This is a genomic window from Burkholderia multivorans ATCC BAA-247 (assembly GCF_000959525.1).
Lineage (GTDB): Bacteria > Pseudomonadota > Gammaproteobacteria > Burkholderiales > Burkholderiaceae > Burkholderia > Burkholderia multivorans.
The window spans coordinates 171,400-188,893 of sequence record NZ_CP009832.1; the positions used below are offsets into that span (position 1 = coordinate 171,400).

The window sequence follows — 17,494 nt, forward strand, 5'->3', positions numbered from 1 at the left end:
GAGGGAACAGCGACGGCACGCGCGCATGTCAGCGCTCCTTGCCGCGGCCGAGGCGCTTCGCGGCTTCGCCGGCGAGCGCGTCACGAAAGCGCGCACCGAACGATGCGCCGTTGACGGACAGCTCGCCGCTGCCGGGCGCAGCGCGTCCGGACGGCGCGACGCCGGCGGGGGCGTCCACCGGCACGGCCGCCACGGAGCCGGCCGGCAGCGTATGCAGCAGCCGCACGTTGCCCGGCGCGACGCCGAGCACGAGCCACGTATCGCCGATCTCGACGATCGTCGCGCTTTCCTTCGCGCCGACCGCGACGCTCGATACGACCTTCAGCGGGCCGCCGCGCCGTGCCGGCTGGAAGCCGAAGCGGCGCGCGAGCCAGGCGCAGCCGAACACGAGGCCGATCACGACCGCGAGCCCGACGAGCGTCTGCAGCACCGCGCCGACGCCGAGCGACGGCGCGGCCGAACCGACCACCACACTCGACGCGATCGCGCCCGCGTGATTGACGGCGTTCAGATCGGCGCCGCACGCCGGCATGCCGACGGCCGACGCCGCACAGGCGGCCGCGGCCGCGAACGCAGCGCGGCGGCCGGACGGCGCGACGCTCATCGATTCAGCTTCCGGATGCGTTCGGACGGCGTGATGATGTCGGTCAGCCGGATCCCGAACTTGTCGTTGACGACGACGACCTCGCCCTGCGCGATCAGGCAGCCGTTCACGAGCACGTCCATCGGCTCGCCGGCGAGCCCGTCGAGCTCGACGACCGAGCCCTGCGCGAGCTGCAGCAGGTTGCGGATCGCGATCTTGGTGCGGCCGAGCTCCACGGTCATCTTGACCGGGATATCGAGAATCATCTCGATGTCGTTGTGCGTCGAGCTGGCCGCGGCCTTCGACAGCGGCTGGAACACGCCCGCGCCCGTGGCGCCGGCCTGCACCGGCTGCTGGTTCTGCTCGGCGAGCGCCGCGGCCCAGTCGTCCATTGCCGGATCGGCGTCGGCCGCCTGCTGCGCGCCCGCGGAGTCCGCCAGCGCGGCATCGGCGAGCGCCTGCGGGTCGAGTTCCGGCGTCGGGTTCAGCTCAGTCATATCCACCTTCCTTCATCGTGTCGCTCGCGCTGATCATCTTCTGCACGCGCAGCGCATATTGGCCATTGAAAATCCCGTAGCCGCATTCCATCACCGGCACGCCGTCGACCTTCGCGGTGATCGTGTCCGCGATGTCGAGCGGCAGCACGTCGCCCGCGCGCAGGTTCAGGATCTTCTCGAAGGTCGTCGGGATCTCGGCGAGATCCGCGGTCAGCTCGACTTCGGCGGCCTGCACCTGCTGCGACAGCACGCGTACCCAGCGGCGGTCGACTTCGAGCGCCTCGCCCTGGATCGGCGAGCTCAGCACGTCGCGGATCGGCTCGATCATCGAATAGGGCATGCAGATGTGCAGCGTGCCGCCGGTCGGCCCGAACTCGATCGAGAACTGCGTGACGATCACGATCTCGTTCGGCGTCGCGACGTTCGCGAACTGCGTGTGCATTTCCGAGCGGACGAATTCGAACTGCAGCGGCCGCACGCTCTTCCACGCGACCGTGTAGTGCTCGAACACGAGGTTCAGCAGCTTGCCGATGATGCGCTGCTCGGTCGCGGTGAAGTCGCGCCCCTCGACGCGCGTATGAAAGCGCCCGTCGCCGCCGAACAGGTTATCGACGACGAAGAACACGAGGTTCGGATCGAACACGAACAGCGACGTGCCGCGCAGCGGCTTCACGTGCACGAGGTTCAGGTTCGTCGGGATCGGCAGGTTGCGTGTGAATTCGCTGTACTTCTGCACCTTCACCTGGCTGACGGAGATTTCCGCCGTACGCCGCATGAAGTTGAAGATGCCGATCCGCAGCAGGCGCGCGAAACGGTCGTTGATGATCTCGAGGCCGGGCATCCGGCCGCGGACGATCCGCTCCTGCGTCGCGATGTTGTACGGGCGCACGCCCGCCGTGTCGCGCTCTTCGTCGACCGTGTCGGATTCGCCCGTGACGCCTTTGAGGAGGGCATCGACCTCCTCCTGCGACATGAATTCTTCGTGGCCCATGCGCGCTCCTTTCGCGGCCGCGTTACTGGACGACGAATTCGGTAAACAGCACGTCGTCGACCTTCGTGCGCTGGTTGCCGGGCTGCGTCGGCTCCTCGATCAGGTTGCGCAGCTGCTGCGCGAGCGCCTGCTTGCCGTCGGGCGTCGCGATGTCCTCGGGATGCTTGTTCGACAGCGCGAGCAGCACGCGGCTGCGGATCTCCGGCATCCGGGCGGTCAGCTGCTCCTGCGCCTTCGGGTCGGTGAGCTTGAGCGACAGCCCGACGCGCAGGTAATGCTGGACGCCGTCGTCGGACTGCAGGTTCACGGTCAGCGGATCGAGCGGGAAGAACACGGGCGCGGCAAGCGGCGCCGGCTCGGCGCTCGCGTGGGTCGCGCCCTGCCGGCCCATGAACACGTACATGCCGGCCGCGGCAGCCGCGGCCGCGCCGAGCGCGATGACGGCGATCAGCGCGATGCGCTTGAACTTGCCGGACGAAGCCGGTTTGTCGGCGGGCGGATTTGCGGTCGTGGAGGCCATGTGAATGCGTGCGTGATGACTCGTAGCATGCATTGTTCGGCATCCGGGCCGCGCCCGATGGGCGGAAAAGAGGGGGGATTTGCGGCTATCTCAGCCGATTGTCGGCGCGCGTCAGATCGGCAGCCGCGACAGCAGCGGCGCGATCAGCACCATCGCGACGCCCGCGATCATCATCGTGAGGCTCGACACGACACCTTCCTCGCTGCCGATCTCGCGCGCCTTCGCGGTGCCGACGCCGTGCGCGGCCGCACCGAACAGCGCCCCACGCGCGAGTCGCGTGCGCATCGGCACGAGCGCGAGCACGATCTCGCCGAGCAGCATCCCGCAGATGCCGGTCGCGATCACGAACAGCGCGGTCAGGTCCTTCGGCGCGTGGATCTTGTCGGACACCGCGAGCGCGAACGGTGTCGACACCGAGCGCGTCATCAGCGAGCGCTGCAGCTCCGGCGACAGGTGCAGCAGCTTCGCGAGCAGCAGCGAGCCGCATACGCCCGCGCCGATCCCGACCGCGACGCCCACCGACAGCGACAGCCAGTGCCGGCGGATCAGGTCGCGATAGTCGTAGATCGGCACCGCGAACGCGATCGTCGCGGGGCCGAGCAGCCACATCAGCCAGCGCGTGTCGCGGAAATACACCGAATACGGAATGCCGGTCAGCAGCACGAGCAGCACCAGCACACCCGGCACGAACACGAGCGGCGAGAACAGCAGCGTCTTCTTGTACGCGTAGAGCCGCTTCGACGCGAAATACAGCGCGACGGTCAGCACGAAGCAGCCGAACGAGATCGCGGCGTTCACGCGATCGGCGGGCAGGTTCGACAACGCGGCAAACATGACGGGCTCCGGTTCGCTGAGGGCGTTACGCGCGTGCGCGGCGGCGTTCGGCGTACACGCGCTGCACGACGAAGCGGCGTTCGAGCCGTGCGGCGAGATCGACCGCCACGGCCACCGCGACCATCACGAACGCGGTGCCCGCGACGACGACCAGCGCGAGCCGCCAGCCGTCCTCGCGGAACAGGCCGCCGTACTGGACCGCCGCGACGGCCGCCGGCACGAAGAACAGCAGCATGTCGGACAGCAGCCAGTTCGCGCCGTCCTTCACCCACGTCGGCGCGACGCGGCCGGAGAACAGCAGCACGAGCAGCACCGCGAGGCCGATCACGCCGGACGGTACCGGCAGCCCGACCGCGCGCACGGCCCAATCGACCGCCAGCCACAGCACGCCGAGCGCGGCGGCCTGCAGCGCGATGCGTCCGGCATGCGCGGCACCGGCGGGACGGGCGGGAACGGCGGTCGGTCGATTCATGGCTGGGCTCACATACAGAAATTTCTAGGATGTCGCAAGTATAGGATTCCCTCATCCATAAATAAAATGACTTGTCTCTATTCTTATCATTCCGATTCGGAATTCATTCGTTCATTTGCACCATTTTGGGGAGTCGCCGATGGAATTGCGCGCGCTGCGGTACTTCATCGAGGTCGTCCGCCAACAGAGCTTCACCGCGGCCGCCGACAAGCTGTTCGTCACGCAGCCGACCATCAGCAAGATGGTGAAGGCGCTCGAGGACGAGATCGGATCGCCGCTGCTGCTGCGCGACGGCCGGCAGATGGTGCTGACGGACGCGGGGCGGATCGTGTTCCAGCGCGGGCAGGACGTGCTGGCCGCGCAGGCGCAACTGCAGTCGGAACTGAACGACCTCGGCACGCTCGGCCGCGGCGAGCTGACGATCGGCATTCCGCCGCTCGGCGGGTCGCTGTTCACGCCGATCATCGCCGCGTACAAACAGCGCTATCCGAACATCGAGCTGAAGCTGTTCGAGCAGGGCGCGCGGATGATCGAGGCGGCGCTGATGTCGGGCGAGCTGGAGCTCGGCGGGCTGCTCGAGCCGGTCGATCCGGCCACGTTCGAGCGGCTGCCGATGGTGCGCGCGCCGCTCTGGCTTGTCGCACCGCGCGAATCGCGCTGGGAGGACCACGCGGCCGTGCCGCTCGCGGATCTCGCGCGCGAATCGTTCGTCTTCTATGCGGAAAGCCTTGCGCTGCACGACGCGGTGCTCGACGCCTGCCGGCAGGTCGGCTTCACGCCGTCGATCGTGAGCCGCAGCGGGCACTGGGATTTCATGGCCGCGCTCGTGCATGCGGGCGTCGGCATCGCGCTGCTGCCGGAGCCGTACTGCCGGCGGCTCGATGCGGGGCAGTTCACGTGCCGGCCGATCGTCGAACCGGAGATCACGTGGGCGATCGCGCTCGGCTGGGTGAAGAAGGGCTATCTGTCGCACGCGGCGCGCGCGTGGCTCGAGGTCGCGCGCGCGACGCTGCCGATCGCGCCGGGCGACGATCTGGCGTTCGGCGGCTTGCGGGCGCGGGAGTGACGCGGTTCGATTTGGATTCGAACCGACTTTGGCCGAAGCGACGCCACCGTCCGGACGACACGGGACACGTCCCGCGGGCGATGGACCGTCAATGCCCCATCGCCGGCCCCGCGCCCTTCTTCGGCTTCGTGATCCACACGAGCGCCGCGAGCGCGACGAACACGATTGCCGACAGGTGGAAGAAGTCGTTGGTCGCCATCATGAAGCCCTGCTGCGTGACGATCTGGTTCAGTTGCGCATTCGCGGTCTGGCCGACGACGCCGAGCTGCGCCAGCGCGCCCCGATAGTCGGTCGTGTTCTGCGCATAGACGCTCACCGATTCGGCGAGCCGCGCGTGGTGGTAGATCGCGTCGTTCTCCCAGAACGTCGAGCTGACCGCGGTGCCGATCGCGCCCGACAGCGTACGCAGGAAGTTCGACAGGCCCGAGGCGCTCGCGAGCCGCTCGTCGGGGATGCTCGAGAGCGTGATCGTCGTCATCGGCACGAAGAAGCACGCGACGCCGATCCCTTGCACGAGCCGCGGCAGGATCACGTGGTTGAACGGCACGTCGAGCGTAAACGTCGAGTTCCATACCGATACGATCGCGAACACGATGAAGGCGAAGCTGGCGACCATCCGCAGGTCGAGCCGGTGCATGTTGCGGCCGATCAGCGGCGACAGCACGAGCGCGAGCAGCCCGACCGGCGCGGTCGCGAGGCCGGCCTTGCCGGCCGTGTAGCCCATCACGGTCTGCAGCCACAGCGGGAAGATCACGACCGAGCCGAAGAACGCCATGAAGCCGAACGAGATGATCAGCGCGCCGAGCGCGAAGTTGCGATCCTTGAACAGCGTGAGGTCGACCACCGGCTCCTTCTCGGTCGCTTCCCAGACGAGCATGAACGCGAGCGACACGACCGCGATCAGCGCCAGCGCGACGATGAACGACGAACTGAACCAGTCGCGGTCCTTGCCGAGGTCGAGCATCATCTGCAGGCACGACACGCCGATCACGAGCAGCGCGAGCCCGACCGCGTCGATCCGCTGTTTCGTCGTCTTGGTCTCGCGGCCGCGCAGCAGGAAGAACGCGCAGGTCGCGGAGAAAATCCCGATCGGCAGATTGATGTAGAAGATCCACGGCCATGTGTAGTTGTCGCTGATCCAGCCGCCGAGCAGCGGGCCGAAGATCGGCGCGACGATCACCGTCATCGCCCATAAGCCGAGCGCGAGCCCGCGCTTGGCGGGCGGATAGCTGCGCATCAGGATCGTCTGCGACAGCGGCACCATCGGCCCCGACACGAGGCCCTGCAGCAGCCGGAACGCGATCAGCGTCTCGAAGTTCGACGCGAGGCCGCAGAGCGCCGACGCGATCGTGAACGCGAGCACCGACAGCGTGAACAGCCGCACTTCGCCCACGCGCCGTGCGAGCCAGCCCGTCAGCGGCACCGCGATCGCGGACGCGACCGAGTACGACGAAATCACCCACGTGCCTTCGCTGGTCGCGACGCCGAGGCTGCCCGAAATCGTCGGCACCGCGACGTTCGCGATCGACGTGTCGAGCACTTCCATGAACGTGCCGAGCGCGAGCCCGACGGTGAGCAGCGCGAGGGCGCCGCCGGACAGCGGCGCCGGTTCGGCGGCGGGGGACGCGGCGGATGCCGTGGTGGCGGACATCGGAATCTCCTAGGATCGGCTCGCGCCCGCAGCGCAGCAACGCGCGGCGGGGCGGAGCGGCAGGCGGCGGAAGACGGGCATATGTCGCGTCATCTTCTGCCCAGACAGAGAAATAAGCGAACGTTTAATCGGAACAATCGAGCGCAAGCGACCCTCCGCGTCAGTCGTGCCCGTCGTCGGGCTTCGGACAGCCGGCCGGGCCGGGCCCGTTCTCGATGAAGCGCTGCAGCAGCCCGGTCAGCGTCGCGAGTTCGTCGGTGGAAAAGCCGGCGAGCTGCGCGTTCAGCGCGGTCGCGATCAGCGAGGGCAGCGCACGCGCGGCGTCGGCGCCACGCTCGGTCAGCGCCAGCTCGATCATGCGGCGGTCCTGCTCGCTGCGCGAACGCGCGACGAGTCCCTTGCGCTCGAGGCGATCGAGCATGCGCGTCATCGAGCCGCTGTCGTACGCCATCTTGCGCGACAGCTCGAACGGCGTGCGCGCATAGCCGCGCGACAGCAGCAGGATCACGCCGATCTGCTGCGCGGTGAGATCGAACGGCTCGAGCGCACGATCCATCCGCTCGAACAACACCTGACGCGCCTTCGTCAGGTAGTAGCCGAGACTGGTTTCCAGCTCGATGGAGTCGGGATCGTAGAGGCCGCCAGCCATGCGTTCGCGCGCAGCAAGAGTGCGTTTCAGGTCAAAACGCGCCCAGTATCTTGAAAATTGCTTGCATAGTCAATATTATTTCAGGCAACCAGTTACGACGTGCATGTTGCACTGCCGGAGACTATGTTCTGACCGATCCGCCCGCTTTGCCGGGCACCCGAGGATGTTCGCGATGCTGTTCCTGAAAAATGCCGCCGGCGCGCTGCGCCGCACCCTGACCGATACCGCTCATCACGTGTTCTCCGGGCCGCACCGCGGCTGGAAGATCGCACTGTACGTGGCGATGCTGGTCTTGCCGGGCGGCTCGCTCGCTGCGCTCGGGTTCGCATGGTTCGATCATCGGCGGCAGCGCAACGCGAAGGGCGCATCGCGCCGCACGCCCGGGCGCGCGGCAACGGAGCCGCCGTCATGGCGGCTCGCCGCCCAGCCGCTGCCCGTGCGCCGCTGACGCCGGTCCCGCAAGCGATCCGTAATGGCCGGTAAACCGGTCGCCCGCGCCGGTAACACATTCCTGTCGTCGCGCACCGTACCCTAACGGCTGCGCAGGCTCCCCGCCGTCAGTTACCATTTGTCCGCCAGCGGCATGACGTCCGCACCGCGCGGCGCCGCTCGCGGCCCGTTGCGCCCAGACAGGAAAAATACGATGCCGTACGCCCCACTCCCGCGCGCCCTCCGCCCGCTGAGCGCCGCCGTCGCCGTCGCGACGGCCGTGCTGCTCGCCGGCTGCGCCGTCGGGCCCGATTACCACCGCCCCGATACGTCGATTCCGGCCGCGTTCAAGGAAGCGCCCGCCGGCTGGAAAGTCGCACAGCCCGCCGACCGAGCCGATCGCGGCCCGTGGTGGACCGTCTACGACGATCCGCAGCTGAACGCGCTGATCGACAAGCTGAATGCGTCGAACCAGACGATCGCGCAATCGGCGGCCGCCTACCGCCAGGCGCGCGCGCTCGTCAGCGAGGCGCGCGCCGCGTATTTCCCGACCGTCGGCCTGAGCGCGTCCGGCTCGCGCGCGCGCACGCCGCGCTCGTCGTTCTCGTCGGGCACCTCGTCGTCGTTCGGCAGCAGCACGTCGGGATCGATCAGCAACAGCTACAGCGTCGGCCTCGATGCGAGCTGGGAACCCGATCTGTGGGGCAAGGTGAGCCGCACCGTCAGCGCACAGCGCGCCGGCGAAGCGGCGGCCGCGGCCGATCTCGCGAATGCGCGGCTGTCGCAGCAGGCGCTGCTCGCGCAGACCTACTTCCAGCTGCGCACGTCCGATGCGCTGCAGAAGCTGCTCGACGAAACCGTGCAGTCGTACCGGCAATCGCTGCAGCTCACGCAAAACCAGTATGCGCAGGGCGTCGCCGCGCGCGCGGACGTGATCCAGGCGCAGACGCAGCTGCAAAGCGCGCAGGCCGCCGCGATCGACAACGGCGTCGCGCGCGCGCAGTACGAGCATGCGATCGCGACGCTGATCGGCGAGCCCGCGTCGACGTTCTCGCTGCCGCCGATGCCGCTCGCGGCCGAGCCGCCCGTCACGCCGGTCGACGTGCCCTCCACGCTGCTCGAGCGCCGGCCCGACATCGCGGCGGCCGAACGCCGCGCGGCGGCCGCGAACGAGCAGATCGGCGTCGCGATCTCCGCGTTCTTCCCGACGCTCACGCTGTCGGCGAGCGGCGGTTTCGAAAGCTCGGTCTGGTCGCAGCTGTTCACGCTGCCGGCGCGTTTCTGGACCGTCGGCCCGCAGCTCGCGGCGACGCTGTTCGACGCGGGGCTGCGCGCCGCGCAAACGCAGGCCGCGCGCGCAACCTACGATCAGGACGTCGCCGCATACCGGCTCGCGGTGCTGAGCGCGTTCCAGGACGTCGAGGACAACCTCGCGTCGCAGCGGATTCTCGCGCAGGAAATCGACGTGCAGCGACAGGCGGTCGAGAGCGCCGAGCATGCGCTCGCGATCGTCACGAACCAGTACAAGGCCGGCACCGTCGCATATTTGAACGTGCTGACCGCGCAGACCACGGCCTTCACCGCGCGCCAGAAGCTCGCGACGATCACCGGGCAGCGGATGGTGTCGTCGGTCGCACTCGTGAAGGCGCTCGGCGGCGGCTGGAACGTGTCGGATATCGCGCGCGAGACGGGCGACATGGCGGCGCCGCCGGCCGTGCCGGCATCCGGTGCAGCCGCTGCGTCGGCCGTATCGGCCGTGTCGGCCGTGCCCGCGACCGGCACGCTCGCGCGCCAATAAGTCACCGCAATCGGCAGGCCGCGCCGCACCGCGTGCGGCGCTCGCTCAGCGCATCGCGCCGCCGTAGATCAACGACACCTGGCCGTTGCCGATCGGGCGGCCGAGCAGGTTCAGCAGGCCCGCAAGGTTCGCCTGCTGTTCGGGCGCCGCGTGCGCGGTGCCGCGAAACGCGCCGCTGCCGGGCCCGAACGTACCGTGCCCGTCGAGAAACAGCGGGCCCTGCGTCGTCGTCAGATCGAGATCGGCGCCCGTGCCTTTCGCCTGCAGCACCGCGCGGTACGAGCCGAGCGGCTTCACGCGCGACACGCGCGAACTCATCCCGTCGATCGTCACCGTCAGCTGGCCGAATGCATTGCGGCCGATCAGCCGCCAGTCGGTCCAGCCGAGCCGCACGTCGCCCTGCAGATCGAGCGTATTGAACGGCGTGCCGAGCCCCGCGAGCAGCGACGCGGGCACGGCCATCGCGCCGGCCGACAGCACGGCGCCGCGCCACGTCGCGTCGAGCGTCACGGGCTGCGGCATCGCATCGGTCTGGCGCAGACGCATCTGCACGCGCCCGGTCAGCAGCGGCCAGAAGCGCGTCGTCCATTCGACGCGGCCCGGCAGCAGCGTCGATGCGCTCTGGTCCGCGCCGGGCGCGAGCATCAGCGTGGCCGAACCGTGCCACAGCGAGCCGGCCGGATCGACGAGGTTGACATGACCGCCTGTCGCGCGCGCGAACTGCGGCGCGATCCACGCGGCCGGCGCGAGCGCGATCAGCGTGATTGCCGTCGCGAGCGCGCCGACCGCGACCCACGGCAGCACGGCGACGAGCCGCATCGTCCATCGGTTCATCGAGCGCCCGCCGCTTGCATTGCCGCTGTCCTCATTTCGGCATCGACGGCTGCATCACGGCCATCAGGTCGACCTGGCCGTCTTCCTTCAGCGCGCTTACGTGCGCCTCGCCGACCTGCGCCTTCAGTTGCCGGCGCACGTCGTCGAGCCACTGCGTCCACGCGGGGAACGACACGTTCTTCATCTGGATCTGCACGCCGTTGCCGACGATCTGCACCTGCGCGCCCGGCAGCCCGTGATCGGACAGCGACGCGGCGAGCGCATCCTTCAGCGCGAGACCGGTCGGCGCGACGCCCTGCGCGGCGGCCGTCAGCGACTTCGCTTCGTTCGCCTGCGCGGTCATCTGCGCGAGTTCGCGGCGCATCGTCGGCAGCTCGCGTTCGATGCGCGCGCGGCCTTCCTGCGCGGGCGACCACAGCACCGAATAGGCGATCGCGACGGCCAGCACGGCGCCGCCCCAGCCGAGCAGCGTCTTTTCGCGCGGCGTGCGCTCGCCCCAGAACTGGGTCAGCGCCTGAGTCAGTCGTTCGGTGTTCATGAGCGGCTCCGGATCGTCCATTTGCCCGTGTTGCTGTCGACTTCGCCGGCCAGCCCGTTGCGCGCGAGGCGTTGCGCGAAGTCGGGATCGACCTTGACCTCCGGCTTGAAGCCGACGTCGAGCCGCCGGTCGTGATAGTCGAGCGACGCGATGCCGTTCAGCGGCAGCGCACCCATCGAACGCGCGAGTCCGCTCGACAATGCGAGGAAGTCGTTCGGCGACAGCTCGCCGGCCGCGAGGCGCAACTGGTCGAGCTGCCGCTGCATCTGCGCGGGCGGATCGAGCACCGTCGTCGTCTTCGGGAAGGCAGACAGCAGCGTTTCGGTGATTTGCGCCGACAGCGCATCGCGTTCGCGCGACAGCTTCCACCAATGCAGATTCATCCCGATCACCGCGATGGCGAGCGTCGCCGCCGCGAGCGCGATCGGCAGGCGCAGGCGCTTCAGCGTCGCGCGGTCGAAACGCCACGGCTGCGACTCGAATTCGAACTGGCAGAGGTCGAAGCGCTCCGCGAGCGCCCGGCGCGCGAATGCGTCGAACGACAGCGGCATCGCGCCGGGCAGCAGCGGGGCGCCGCCCGCGCGGCCGGACGACGCGACGCGCGGTTCCGCACCGGGCTCGCCGAGCTCGTACAGCTCGACCGCGCCGCCGCCGGCGAGCGCGGCGAGCGTGCCGGGCGCGCGCGCGGCCGGTGCCGCAAAGCCTTCGCCGAGCGCGCCGCGCGCGATCGCGAGTTCGAGCCGCGGCGCGCTCGCGGCGAGCGGCTGCGCGCCCGCTTCGACGAGCGCCGGTTCGACCGCCGTCGCGACACCGAGCACCGCGGCGACCGCGGCCGGACGCACGAGCGGCTCGGCCAACGGCGTGCCGGTCGGCGAAGCAAGCGGCAAGCCGTCGGCCGCGGCGGCGATATCGGGCGCGTCGTCGTCGGCCGGCGCGGCGGACGGCGCAGGCGCGGCCGCGAGCGGCGCGGGCAGGCAGCGCGTCGCGGGCACCGCGCGCAGCTGCCGGTGGCCGGCTGCCGTGAACGCGTCGCAAATCGCGCGGAACCACGCGCGATCGACGACGCCCAGCACGCGGCGCCCGTCCGGCAGCGCGACCGGATCGAGCGCGATATGGCAGCCGAGCGGATCCTGGATCAGCTGATCCTCGACGACGTTCGGCAGCGCCAGGCGCAGCTTCGGCCCTTTGAGCGGCGGCACGCTCGCGGCCAGCAGCAGCACGTCGCGCGCGGCGACGATCAGCACCGTCGCGCTCGCGCGCGGGAGCAGCGACAGCGCCGCGCGGCCCGCGCGCTGCACGTGGCCGGCCTTGTCGACGAGCATGAACGGCAGCTCCGGCCACTGCCATTCCTGCAACGGCACGGCAGGCTCGCGCGGCGGCAATGAAACAATCAACGTGCTCAAGGGCTCCTCTCCCGAATGGCGTCGTTATAGCTGATCGCGGATGCGCACGACCCGCGTCGAGTGCGTGGTCGGATCACGATACACGAGCGAGGTGCGATCGACCTCCGCGCGATCGTGCTGGATCCGGCCGTGCACGACGAAGTAGCTCGAATTGACGTCGATGAGGCTCGCATCGAGCTGTACGCCCGGCGCGCCCGCGCCGCGCAGCGCGAGCTGCACGTCGCCGACGTTGCGGAAAAACACGGTTTCGCGGCGCGATACGAGCGCCTGCGCGGACGCCACGCTCATGCCCGGCACCAGCGCGGCAATCACCTCGGCCGGCGCGGTGTTCATGTTCACGGGCGTCGCGGTCGGCAGCACGGTCACGAACGGGCGCAGCCGCGCGACCATCTCGGGCGTCACGCCGTCGACGTCGAGCAGGCTGTCGACGCTCGTCATCGTCAGCGGCGCGGGCCCGCGCTCGCCGTCGGCCAGGCCCGGCTCGTCGGTGAAGCCGCCCCCCTGCGCGTCGCCGCCCGTCACCGGCGCCGTCGGCGCCATGCCGCCGCCGGGCAGCGTCGGCAACTGAAAGCGCGTCGCCGAATGCACGAGCCCCGCGCGCACCTGCAGCGCGATCCGCTTCGCGAACGCGCCGTCGTAGCCGAGCGTCGTCAGCAGCCGCTGGAACGCCGCGAGCTGCGCGACGTTCAGCTGCAGCACGCCGGGCGCCGGCGACGCGATCAGGTTGCGCAGGTTGAACTTCGCCTGCGCATCCTCGATCGAGCCGGAGATATAGGTGTCGTCGCCGCCCTGGTTCGGCGCGCCGATCCGGCCGAGAAAATCCGACAGCTTCGTCTTCGCGATCGGCACCGCCCAGATCCCGCCGAGATACGTGATGCCGGGCGCCGTGTCGCCTTCCGAGCGCAGGATCATCCGCGTCCAGTCGAGTGCGCCGCGCGCGACCCACTGCGCCTGCGCGAGCATCCGCTGATTTTCGATGCGGCGCACCTGCACCTGCTGGCGCCACAGCATGCCGGACACGAGAATCGCCGCCAGCGCGACGACCAGCAGCGCCGTGATGATCGCCGCACCGCGCTCGCCGCGCGGCAAGCCGTGCGCGCGTCGGCAAGCGCGGCGCTCCGGCATCGAAAGGTGAGGGCGCGTTCGCATCGTGCGTCACTCCCCGACGAGAAATACGCGCGTGATCGGCACGCGCAGCGACGTCGCGCCGATGCTGACCTGCAGCCCCGTGACCGCGCGCGGCGGCGGCGCGTTGCCGATCTGCGGCACCTTCAGCGCATCGTTGTTCTGCGCGAGCGCGTCGTTCGCCGCCTGCACGCTGGTCGTCCAGCCGACGCGCGGCACGTAGAGCTTCGCGTCGATCGCACCGACGCCGCCCATCAGGGCGACTGCGCTCCAGCCGTCGACGCTGCTGTCCTTCAGGAGCGCGTGCAGCCGGTTCGCGTCGTCGAGCGGCGGCGACGCATAGCGCACGACGCGCCCGCCGGCGATCCGGTAGCGCACGACCTGCAGCCGCGGCGCGGCGCCCGGCACGTCGAGTGCGCGAATGATCTGCAGCGTGTTGCCGGCCACGCCGATCGCCGGCTGACCGGCTTCGTCGTCGGTCGCGGCGAGCCGCGCGTCGATGCGCATCTGATCGAACATCTGCGCGAACACGCGTTCGTCTTCCATCGCGGACGCCACCTTGTCGCGGCCGCGCATGATCTGGTCGAGCCCGCGCCACGCGAGCACGGCGACGACGGCGAGAATCGCGATCGCGATCATCAGCTCGATCAGCGTGAAGCCGCGTGCGCGGGCCGCGCGGGCGAACGGGCGCGGCATCGGCGCGTCAGAGCGAACGGCTGGTTTCATTCGCGACCACCGTGACCATCTGCGCGAGCACGCCGGAGCGGCCCGGCATGCTGACCGACACCTCGACGCGCCGGAACACCGGATTCGGCGTCGCGCTGACGCGCTGCGTGCACACGAGCGGCACGTTGCCCTGCGAGCAGTCGAAGTTCTGTTCGCCGATCTGCGGCCACGCATGCGCGAGCCGCAGCTGCGCGAGCGCGTTGTCGGCGCTCCAGCCGGCGAGCAGCCGCCGATGCAGTTCCGATGCGCCGGTCGCCATCGTGCCGACCGCGCGAATCGATGCCGCGAGCGCAACCGCGATGATCGCGAGCGCGACCAGCACCTCGATCATCGTGAAGCCGCGCGCCGCGCCGCGCATGCGCAGGGCGCCGGCAATGCGCGGCGAGCGGGCAGGGCTGCGCATGCGACCACGCATCGTCATTGCACCTCGTAGCGGCCGTTGCCGGTGCCCACGATCGTCGCGCTGCCGACGGCCGAATGCAGCGTCACGCGCACCGGCGTGTCGATGCTTTCGGTGCCGAATACGACGCGGCTCGCGCGCGTGTCGGAACCGGGGTAGTCGATGTCCGCGCCCGTCACGCCGCCGTCCCAGTCGCGCGGGCGCAGCAGGTCGTCGTGCAGCGTGCGCCAGCCGTCGGACGAACTGACGTCGAAACGGAAACCGTGCGCGGTCGGTTGCCACGCGATCGGCCGCGCGCGCACCTGCGCTTCGTCGCCGGCCGTTTCGAACAGCAGCGCGAGCCGCTGTGCTTCCTCGCGCAGGTCGGTGCGCGGATTGCGCGTCAGCGACAGCGACGCGAGCGACACCAGCAGGCCCGCGATCACGAGCACGACGAGCATCTCGAGCAGCGTGAAGCCGCGCGCGGCGCGACGGCGATGCTGCGTACACTGCCGTCCGAAGGCAGTGCCCGCCGCGCACGGCCCGATCGCCCGCGTTTGCCTGCGGCGAGATCCCGGCTCACCCGCCGCACACGCCCGAACGGGCGATGCCGCCGCGCGGCGCAGGCCGCCGTGGCAGGCGCAGCGGTGGGTCGTACGAAGTGCGAGCATGAAGCGCGGGAGAGAAGGATCGGACCGGTCGGCGGCGGCTTACTGCCACGAGCCGATATCGGTATCGTTGGCGTCGCCGCCTTCCTTGCCGTCGGCGCCGTAGCTGAACACGTCGATTTCGCCGTGCACGCCCGGGTTCAGATACTTGTACGGATTGCCCCACGGATCGTTCGGCAGCCGTTCGAGATAGCCGCCGTCCTTCCAGTTGTTCGGAATCGGATCGGTGGACGGCTTCTGGATCAGCGCGTTCAGGCCCTGTTCCTGCGTCGGATAGCGGCCGTTGTCGAGACGGTACAGCTTCAGCGCCTGCATGATGGTGCCGATGTCCTGCTTCGCGGCGATGCGGCGCGCCTCGTCGGGGCGGCTCATGATCTTCGGCACGATCAGCGCGGCAAGGATCCCGAGGATCGCGACCACCACCATGATCTCGATCAGCGTGAAACCGCGCTGACGGCGCACGGCTCCATTGCGGCGAGTGATCCACGTTTGCATGACTGACTACCTCTTTCCAAAAAATATCGTCGATTGAACAACGCGCCCGTGGCATCCGGACGATCGCCTGACGGCCACCTTCCACGATCCGCGGGAGCGGAGCACGCATTGTAAGGCGCGCATCGTCGAGGGCTTTCACTCAACGCAAATTTCACATAGATCCGTACAATAGCGCGCATGAACGCGCTCTCGATCCGGATCCTTTCCCTCGCCCTCTTCGCGGCGCTGTGCGCGACGGCCACGTACTGGGTCGTCACGCTGTCGGCCCGCGAAGCGCCGCTGCCCGCAGCCGCCGCGCGGCCGCCGATCCGCACCGAGGACGCCGCGGCGCTGTTCGGCGGACAGCTCGAACGCAATCCCGTGCAGGACATCCACCTGTTCGGCATCCTCGCGCTGCAGCACGGCGGCGCGGCGATCGTCGGCGTCGGCGGCGAACCGCCGCGCGCGGTGTCGCTCGGCGCGGAACTCACGCCCGGCGCGAAGCTCGCCGAAGTCCGCAACCGCTCGATCGTCGTCGAACGCAACGGCGCGCGCGCGGAAATCCAGCTTCCGGCCAACACGCCGTCCCCCGCGATCTACATGCGCTGAAGCGCGGCGGCGACGGCCGCTGCCGCCGTCACTGCACCATGTTGTTCAGCTCGATGATCGGCAGCATCACCGCGAGCACGATCACGAGCACGATCCCGCCCATCGCGAGAATCAGCAGCGGCTCGAGCAGGCTCGTCAGAAACATCGTGCGGCGCTCGAGCTCGCGCGCTTCGCCGTCGGCCGCACGGTCGAGCATCGTCGTCACGTCGCCGGTCGCCTCGCCGGAGCGGATCAAATGCACGAGCACCGGCGGAAACGTCTTCACGTTATTCAGCGCGCGCGACAGCGCCGAGCCTTCGCGCACGCGCACGATCGCGTCGTCGATGTTCGCGCGCATCGCGCGGTTGCTGAGCGTCTCGCCGGCCGCCTGCAGCGCGCGCAGGATCGGCACGCCGGCCGCGGTCAGAATGCCGAGCGTGCTTGCGAAGCGCACCGTGTTGTAGCCGCGCACGAGCTTGCCCGCGAGCGGCGCGGTCAGCAGCCAGCGATCGAATGCGAGCCGCGGCCCCGCGCGCGACAGCGTCGCCTTCACGAACCACACGACGAGCGCGACCGCGATCAGGATCGCCCACCACCAGTGCCGCACGAATCCGGACAGCGCCATCATCACGATCGTCAGGAGCGGCAGCTGCTGCTTCGTGCTCGCGAACACGTTGACGACCTGCGGCACCACGTAGCTCAGCAGGAACGTGACGATCCCGAACGCGATCACCGTGACGATCGCCGGATAGGTGAACGCGAGCAGGATCTTCTGCTTCAGCGCGTTGCGCTGCTCGATGTAGTCGGCGAGCCGCGACAGCACGATCCCGAGCTTGCCCGTATGCTCGCCGGCCGAGACCAGCGCGCGATAGATTTCCGGAAAATCGCGCGGATGCTGGCTCAGCGCGTTCGCGAGCGAATGACCGCCGAGCACTTCCGCGCGGATCGCGGCCATCAGTTCGCGGATGTAGTCGCGCTCGGACTGCTCGGTCAGCACGCCGAGCGCTTCGTCGAGCGGCAGGCCGGCGATCAGCAGGCTCGCGAGCTGGCGCGTGAGGATCGCCTGCTCGCGCTGCGACAGCTTGCGGCCGAGCGCGAGCCGCTGCGAACGCGCGCCGCGCGTCGCGCTTCCGGCCGGTTCGACGACGAGCGGCGTCAGCCCCTGCGTGCGCAGCTGTCCGCGTGCGGCGCGCGCGCTGTCGGCATCGACCACGCCCTTCTGCGTGCGGCCGGCCGCATCGATCGCTTCGAAACGGAATGCGGGCATCG

Annotated in this window: 21 protein-coding genes; 4 read left to right on the plus strand and 17 right to left on the minus strand. The window is 69.6% G+C overall.

From position 1 onward, the window contains the following. Positions 1–28: 28 nt before the first annotated feature. From fliO to NP80_RS13270, 6 genes are all read right to left on the minus strand, one after another. Positions 29–604, minus strand: a complete 576-nt coding sequence (fliO, locus tag NP80_RS13245) for a flagellar biosynthetic protein FliO (protein ID WP_045593756.1) — start codon at positions 602–604, stop codon at positions 29–31. Continuing rightward, on the minus strand, positions 601–1,080 hold the full coding sequence (gene fliN, locus NP80_RS13250) for a flagellar motor switch protein FliN (protein ID WP_006407291.1): 480 nt from the start codon (positions 1,078–1,080) through the stop codon (positions 601–603). The genes fliO and fliN overlap by 4 nt, the downstream gene beginning before the upstream one ends. Next, positions 1,073–2,071, minus strand: a complete 999-nt coding sequence (fliM, locus tag NP80_RS13255) for a flagellar motor switch protein FliM (RefSeq protein WP_006401714.1) — start codon at positions 2,069–2,071, stop codon at positions 1,073–1,075. Before fliM ends, fliN begins: the two co-directional genes overlap by 8 nt. A gap of 22 nt (positions 2,072–2,093) precedes the next feature. Further along, positions 2,094–2,624, minus strand: a complete 531-nt coding sequence (gene fliL, locus NP80_RS13260) for a flagellar basal body-associated protein FliL (protein ID WP_045593759.1) — start codon at positions 2,622–2,624, stop codon at positions 2,094–2,096. A gap of 78 nt (positions 2,625–2,702) precedes the next feature. Beyond that, positions 2,703–3,425, minus strand: coding sequence for an LrgB family protein (locus tag NP80_RS13265; RefSeq protein ID WP_006401712.1), 723 nt, complete (start codon positions 3,423–3,425; stop codon positions 2,703–2,705). 25 nt (positions 3,426–3,450) lie between these two features. Then, positions 3,451–3,897 carry a CidA/LrgA family protein gene (locus NP80_RS13270; RefSeq protein WP_006401711.1) on the minus strand — a complete coding sequence of 149 codons (447 nt, stop codon included), beginning with the start codon at positions 3,895–3,897 and terminating at the stop codon, positions 3,451–3,453. Positions 3,898–4,036: 139 nt separating this feature from the next. Here NP80_RS13270 and NP80_RS13275 point away from each other — a divergent pair, with 139 nt between their 5' ends. Beyond that, positions 4,037–4,963 carry a LysR family transcriptional regulator gene (locus tag NP80_RS13275; RefSeq protein WP_006401710.1) on the plus strand — a complete coding sequence of 309 codons (927 nt, stop codon included), beginning with the start codon at positions 4,037–4,039 and terminating at the stop codon, positions 4,961–4,963. An 88-nt stretch (positions 4,964–5,051) separates the two neighbouring features. On the opposite strand, the gene NP80_RS13280 is transcribed toward NP80_RS13275, so the two are convergent. Both NP80_RS13280 and NP80_RS13285 read right to left on the minus strand, forming a co-directional pair. Beyond that, a complete protein-coding gene (locus tag NP80_RS13280; RefSeq protein WP_006411160.1) occupies positions 5,052–6,614 on the minus strand; it encodes a DHA2 family efflux MFS transporter permease subunit in 1,563 nt (520 codons plus the stop codon). A 160-nt stretch (positions 6,615–6,774) separates the two neighbouring features. Then, positions 6,775–7,263 carry a MarR family winged helix-turn-helix transcriptional regulator gene (locus NP80_RS13285; RefSeq protein WP_006407293.1) on the minus strand — a complete coding sequence of 163 codons (489 nt, stop codon included), beginning with the start codon at positions 7,261–7,263 and terminating at the stop codon, positions 6,775–6,777. Positions 7,264–7,426: 163 nt separating this feature from the next. Between NP80_RS13285 and NP80_RS13290 the strand changes: the two genes are divergently transcribed. Further along, complete coding sequence (locus NP80_RS13290; RefSeq protein ID WP_006407294.1) at positions 7,427–7,711, plus strand: hypothetical protein; 285 nt, start codon at positions 7,427–7,429, stop codon at positions 7,709–7,711. Between the two features lie 195 nt (positions 7,712–7,906). Further along, entirely contained in the window at positions 7,907–9,490 is a 1,584-nt protein-coding gene (locus NP80_RS13295) for an efflux transporter outer membrane subunit (protein WP_006411159.1), read from the plus strand. Between the two features lie 45 nt (positions 9,491–9,535). Here NP80_RS13295 and NP80_RS13300 read toward each other — a convergent pair whose 3' ends face one another. Genes NP80_RS13300 through gspG form a run of 8 tightly spaced genes read right to left on the minus strand, consistent with a single transcriptional unit; the run spans position 9,536 to position 15,658 of the window. Next, the gene (locus tag NP80_RS13300; RefSeq protein ID WP_035947673.1) at positions 9,536–10,324 is read right to left on the minus strand and encodes a type II secretion system protein N; all 789 of its coding nucleotides are present in this window, start codon (positions 10,322–10,324) and stop codon (positions 9,536–9,538) included. 31 nt (positions 10,325–10,355) lie between these two features. Beyond that, positions 10,356–10,862 (minus strand): type II secretion system protein GspM, encoded by a 507-nt coding sequence (gspM, locus tag NP80_RS13305; RefSeq protein ID WP_006411158.1) that lies wholly within the window; start codon positions 10,860–10,862, stop codon positions 10,356–10,358. After that, positions 10,859–12,265: a type II secretion system protein GspL gene (gene gspL / locus NP80_RS13310; protein WP_045593763.1), complete on the minus strand. Its 1,407-nt coding sequence runs from the start codon at positions 12,263–12,265 to the stop codon at positions 10,859–10,861. The genes gspM and gspL overlap by 4 nt, the downstream gene beginning before the upstream one ends. 24 nt (positions 12,266–12,289) lie before the next feature. After that, positions 12,290–13,414, minus strand: coding sequence for a type II secretion system minor pseudopilin GspK (gspK, locus tag NP80_RS13315; protein WP_035946965.1), 1,125 nt, complete (start codon positions 13,412–13,414; stop codon positions 12,290–12,292). Between the two features lie 6 nt (positions 13,415–13,420). Then, complete coding sequence (locus NP80_RS13320) at positions 13,421–14,116, minus strand: PulJ/GspJ family protein (RefSeq protein WP_088923770.1); 696 nt, start codon at positions 14,114–14,116, stop codon at positions 13,421–13,423. Then, entirely contained in the window at positions 14,094–14,537 is a 444-nt protein-coding gene (gene gspI / locus NP80_RS13325; protein ID WP_006410300.1) for a type II secretion system minor pseudopilin GspI, read from the minus strand. The genes NP80_RS13320 and gspI overlap by 23 nt, the downstream gene beginning before the upstream one ends. Further along, a complete protein-coding gene (locus tag NP80_RS13330; protein ID WP_080596213.1) occupies positions 14,534–15,166 on the minus strand; it encodes a GspH/FimT family pseudopilin in 633 nt (210 codons plus the stop codon). The genes gspI and NP80_RS13330 overlap by 4 nt, the downstream gene beginning before the upstream one ends. A 39-nt stretch (positions 15,167–15,205) precedes the next feature. After that, complete coding sequence (gspG, locus tag NP80_RS13335) at positions 15,206–15,658, minus strand: type II secretion system major pseudopilin GspG (RefSeq protein WP_035489561.1); 453 nt, start codon at positions 15,656–15,658, stop codon at positions 15,206–15,208. Positions 15,659–15,835: 177 nt separating this feature from the next. Between gspG and NP80_RS13340 the strand changes: the two genes are divergently transcribed. Then, positions 15,836–16,246 (plus strand): type II secretion system protein N, encoded by a 411-nt coding sequence (locus NP80_RS13340; protein WP_006401512.1) that lies wholly within the window; start codon positions 15,836–15,838, stop codon positions 16,244–16,246. A gap of 28 nt (positions 16,247–16,274) precedes the next feature. On the opposite strand, the gene gspF is transcribed toward NP80_RS13340, so the two are convergent. Further along, positions 16,275–17,492 carry a type II secretion system inner membrane protein GspF gene (gene gspF, locus NP80_RS13345; RefSeq protein ID WP_006401511.1) on the minus strand — a complete coding sequence of 406 codons (1,218 nt, stop codon included), beginning with the start codon at positions 17,490–17,492 and terminating at the stop codon, positions 16,275–16,277. Between the last annotated feature and the right edge of the window lie 2 nt (positions 17,493–17,494).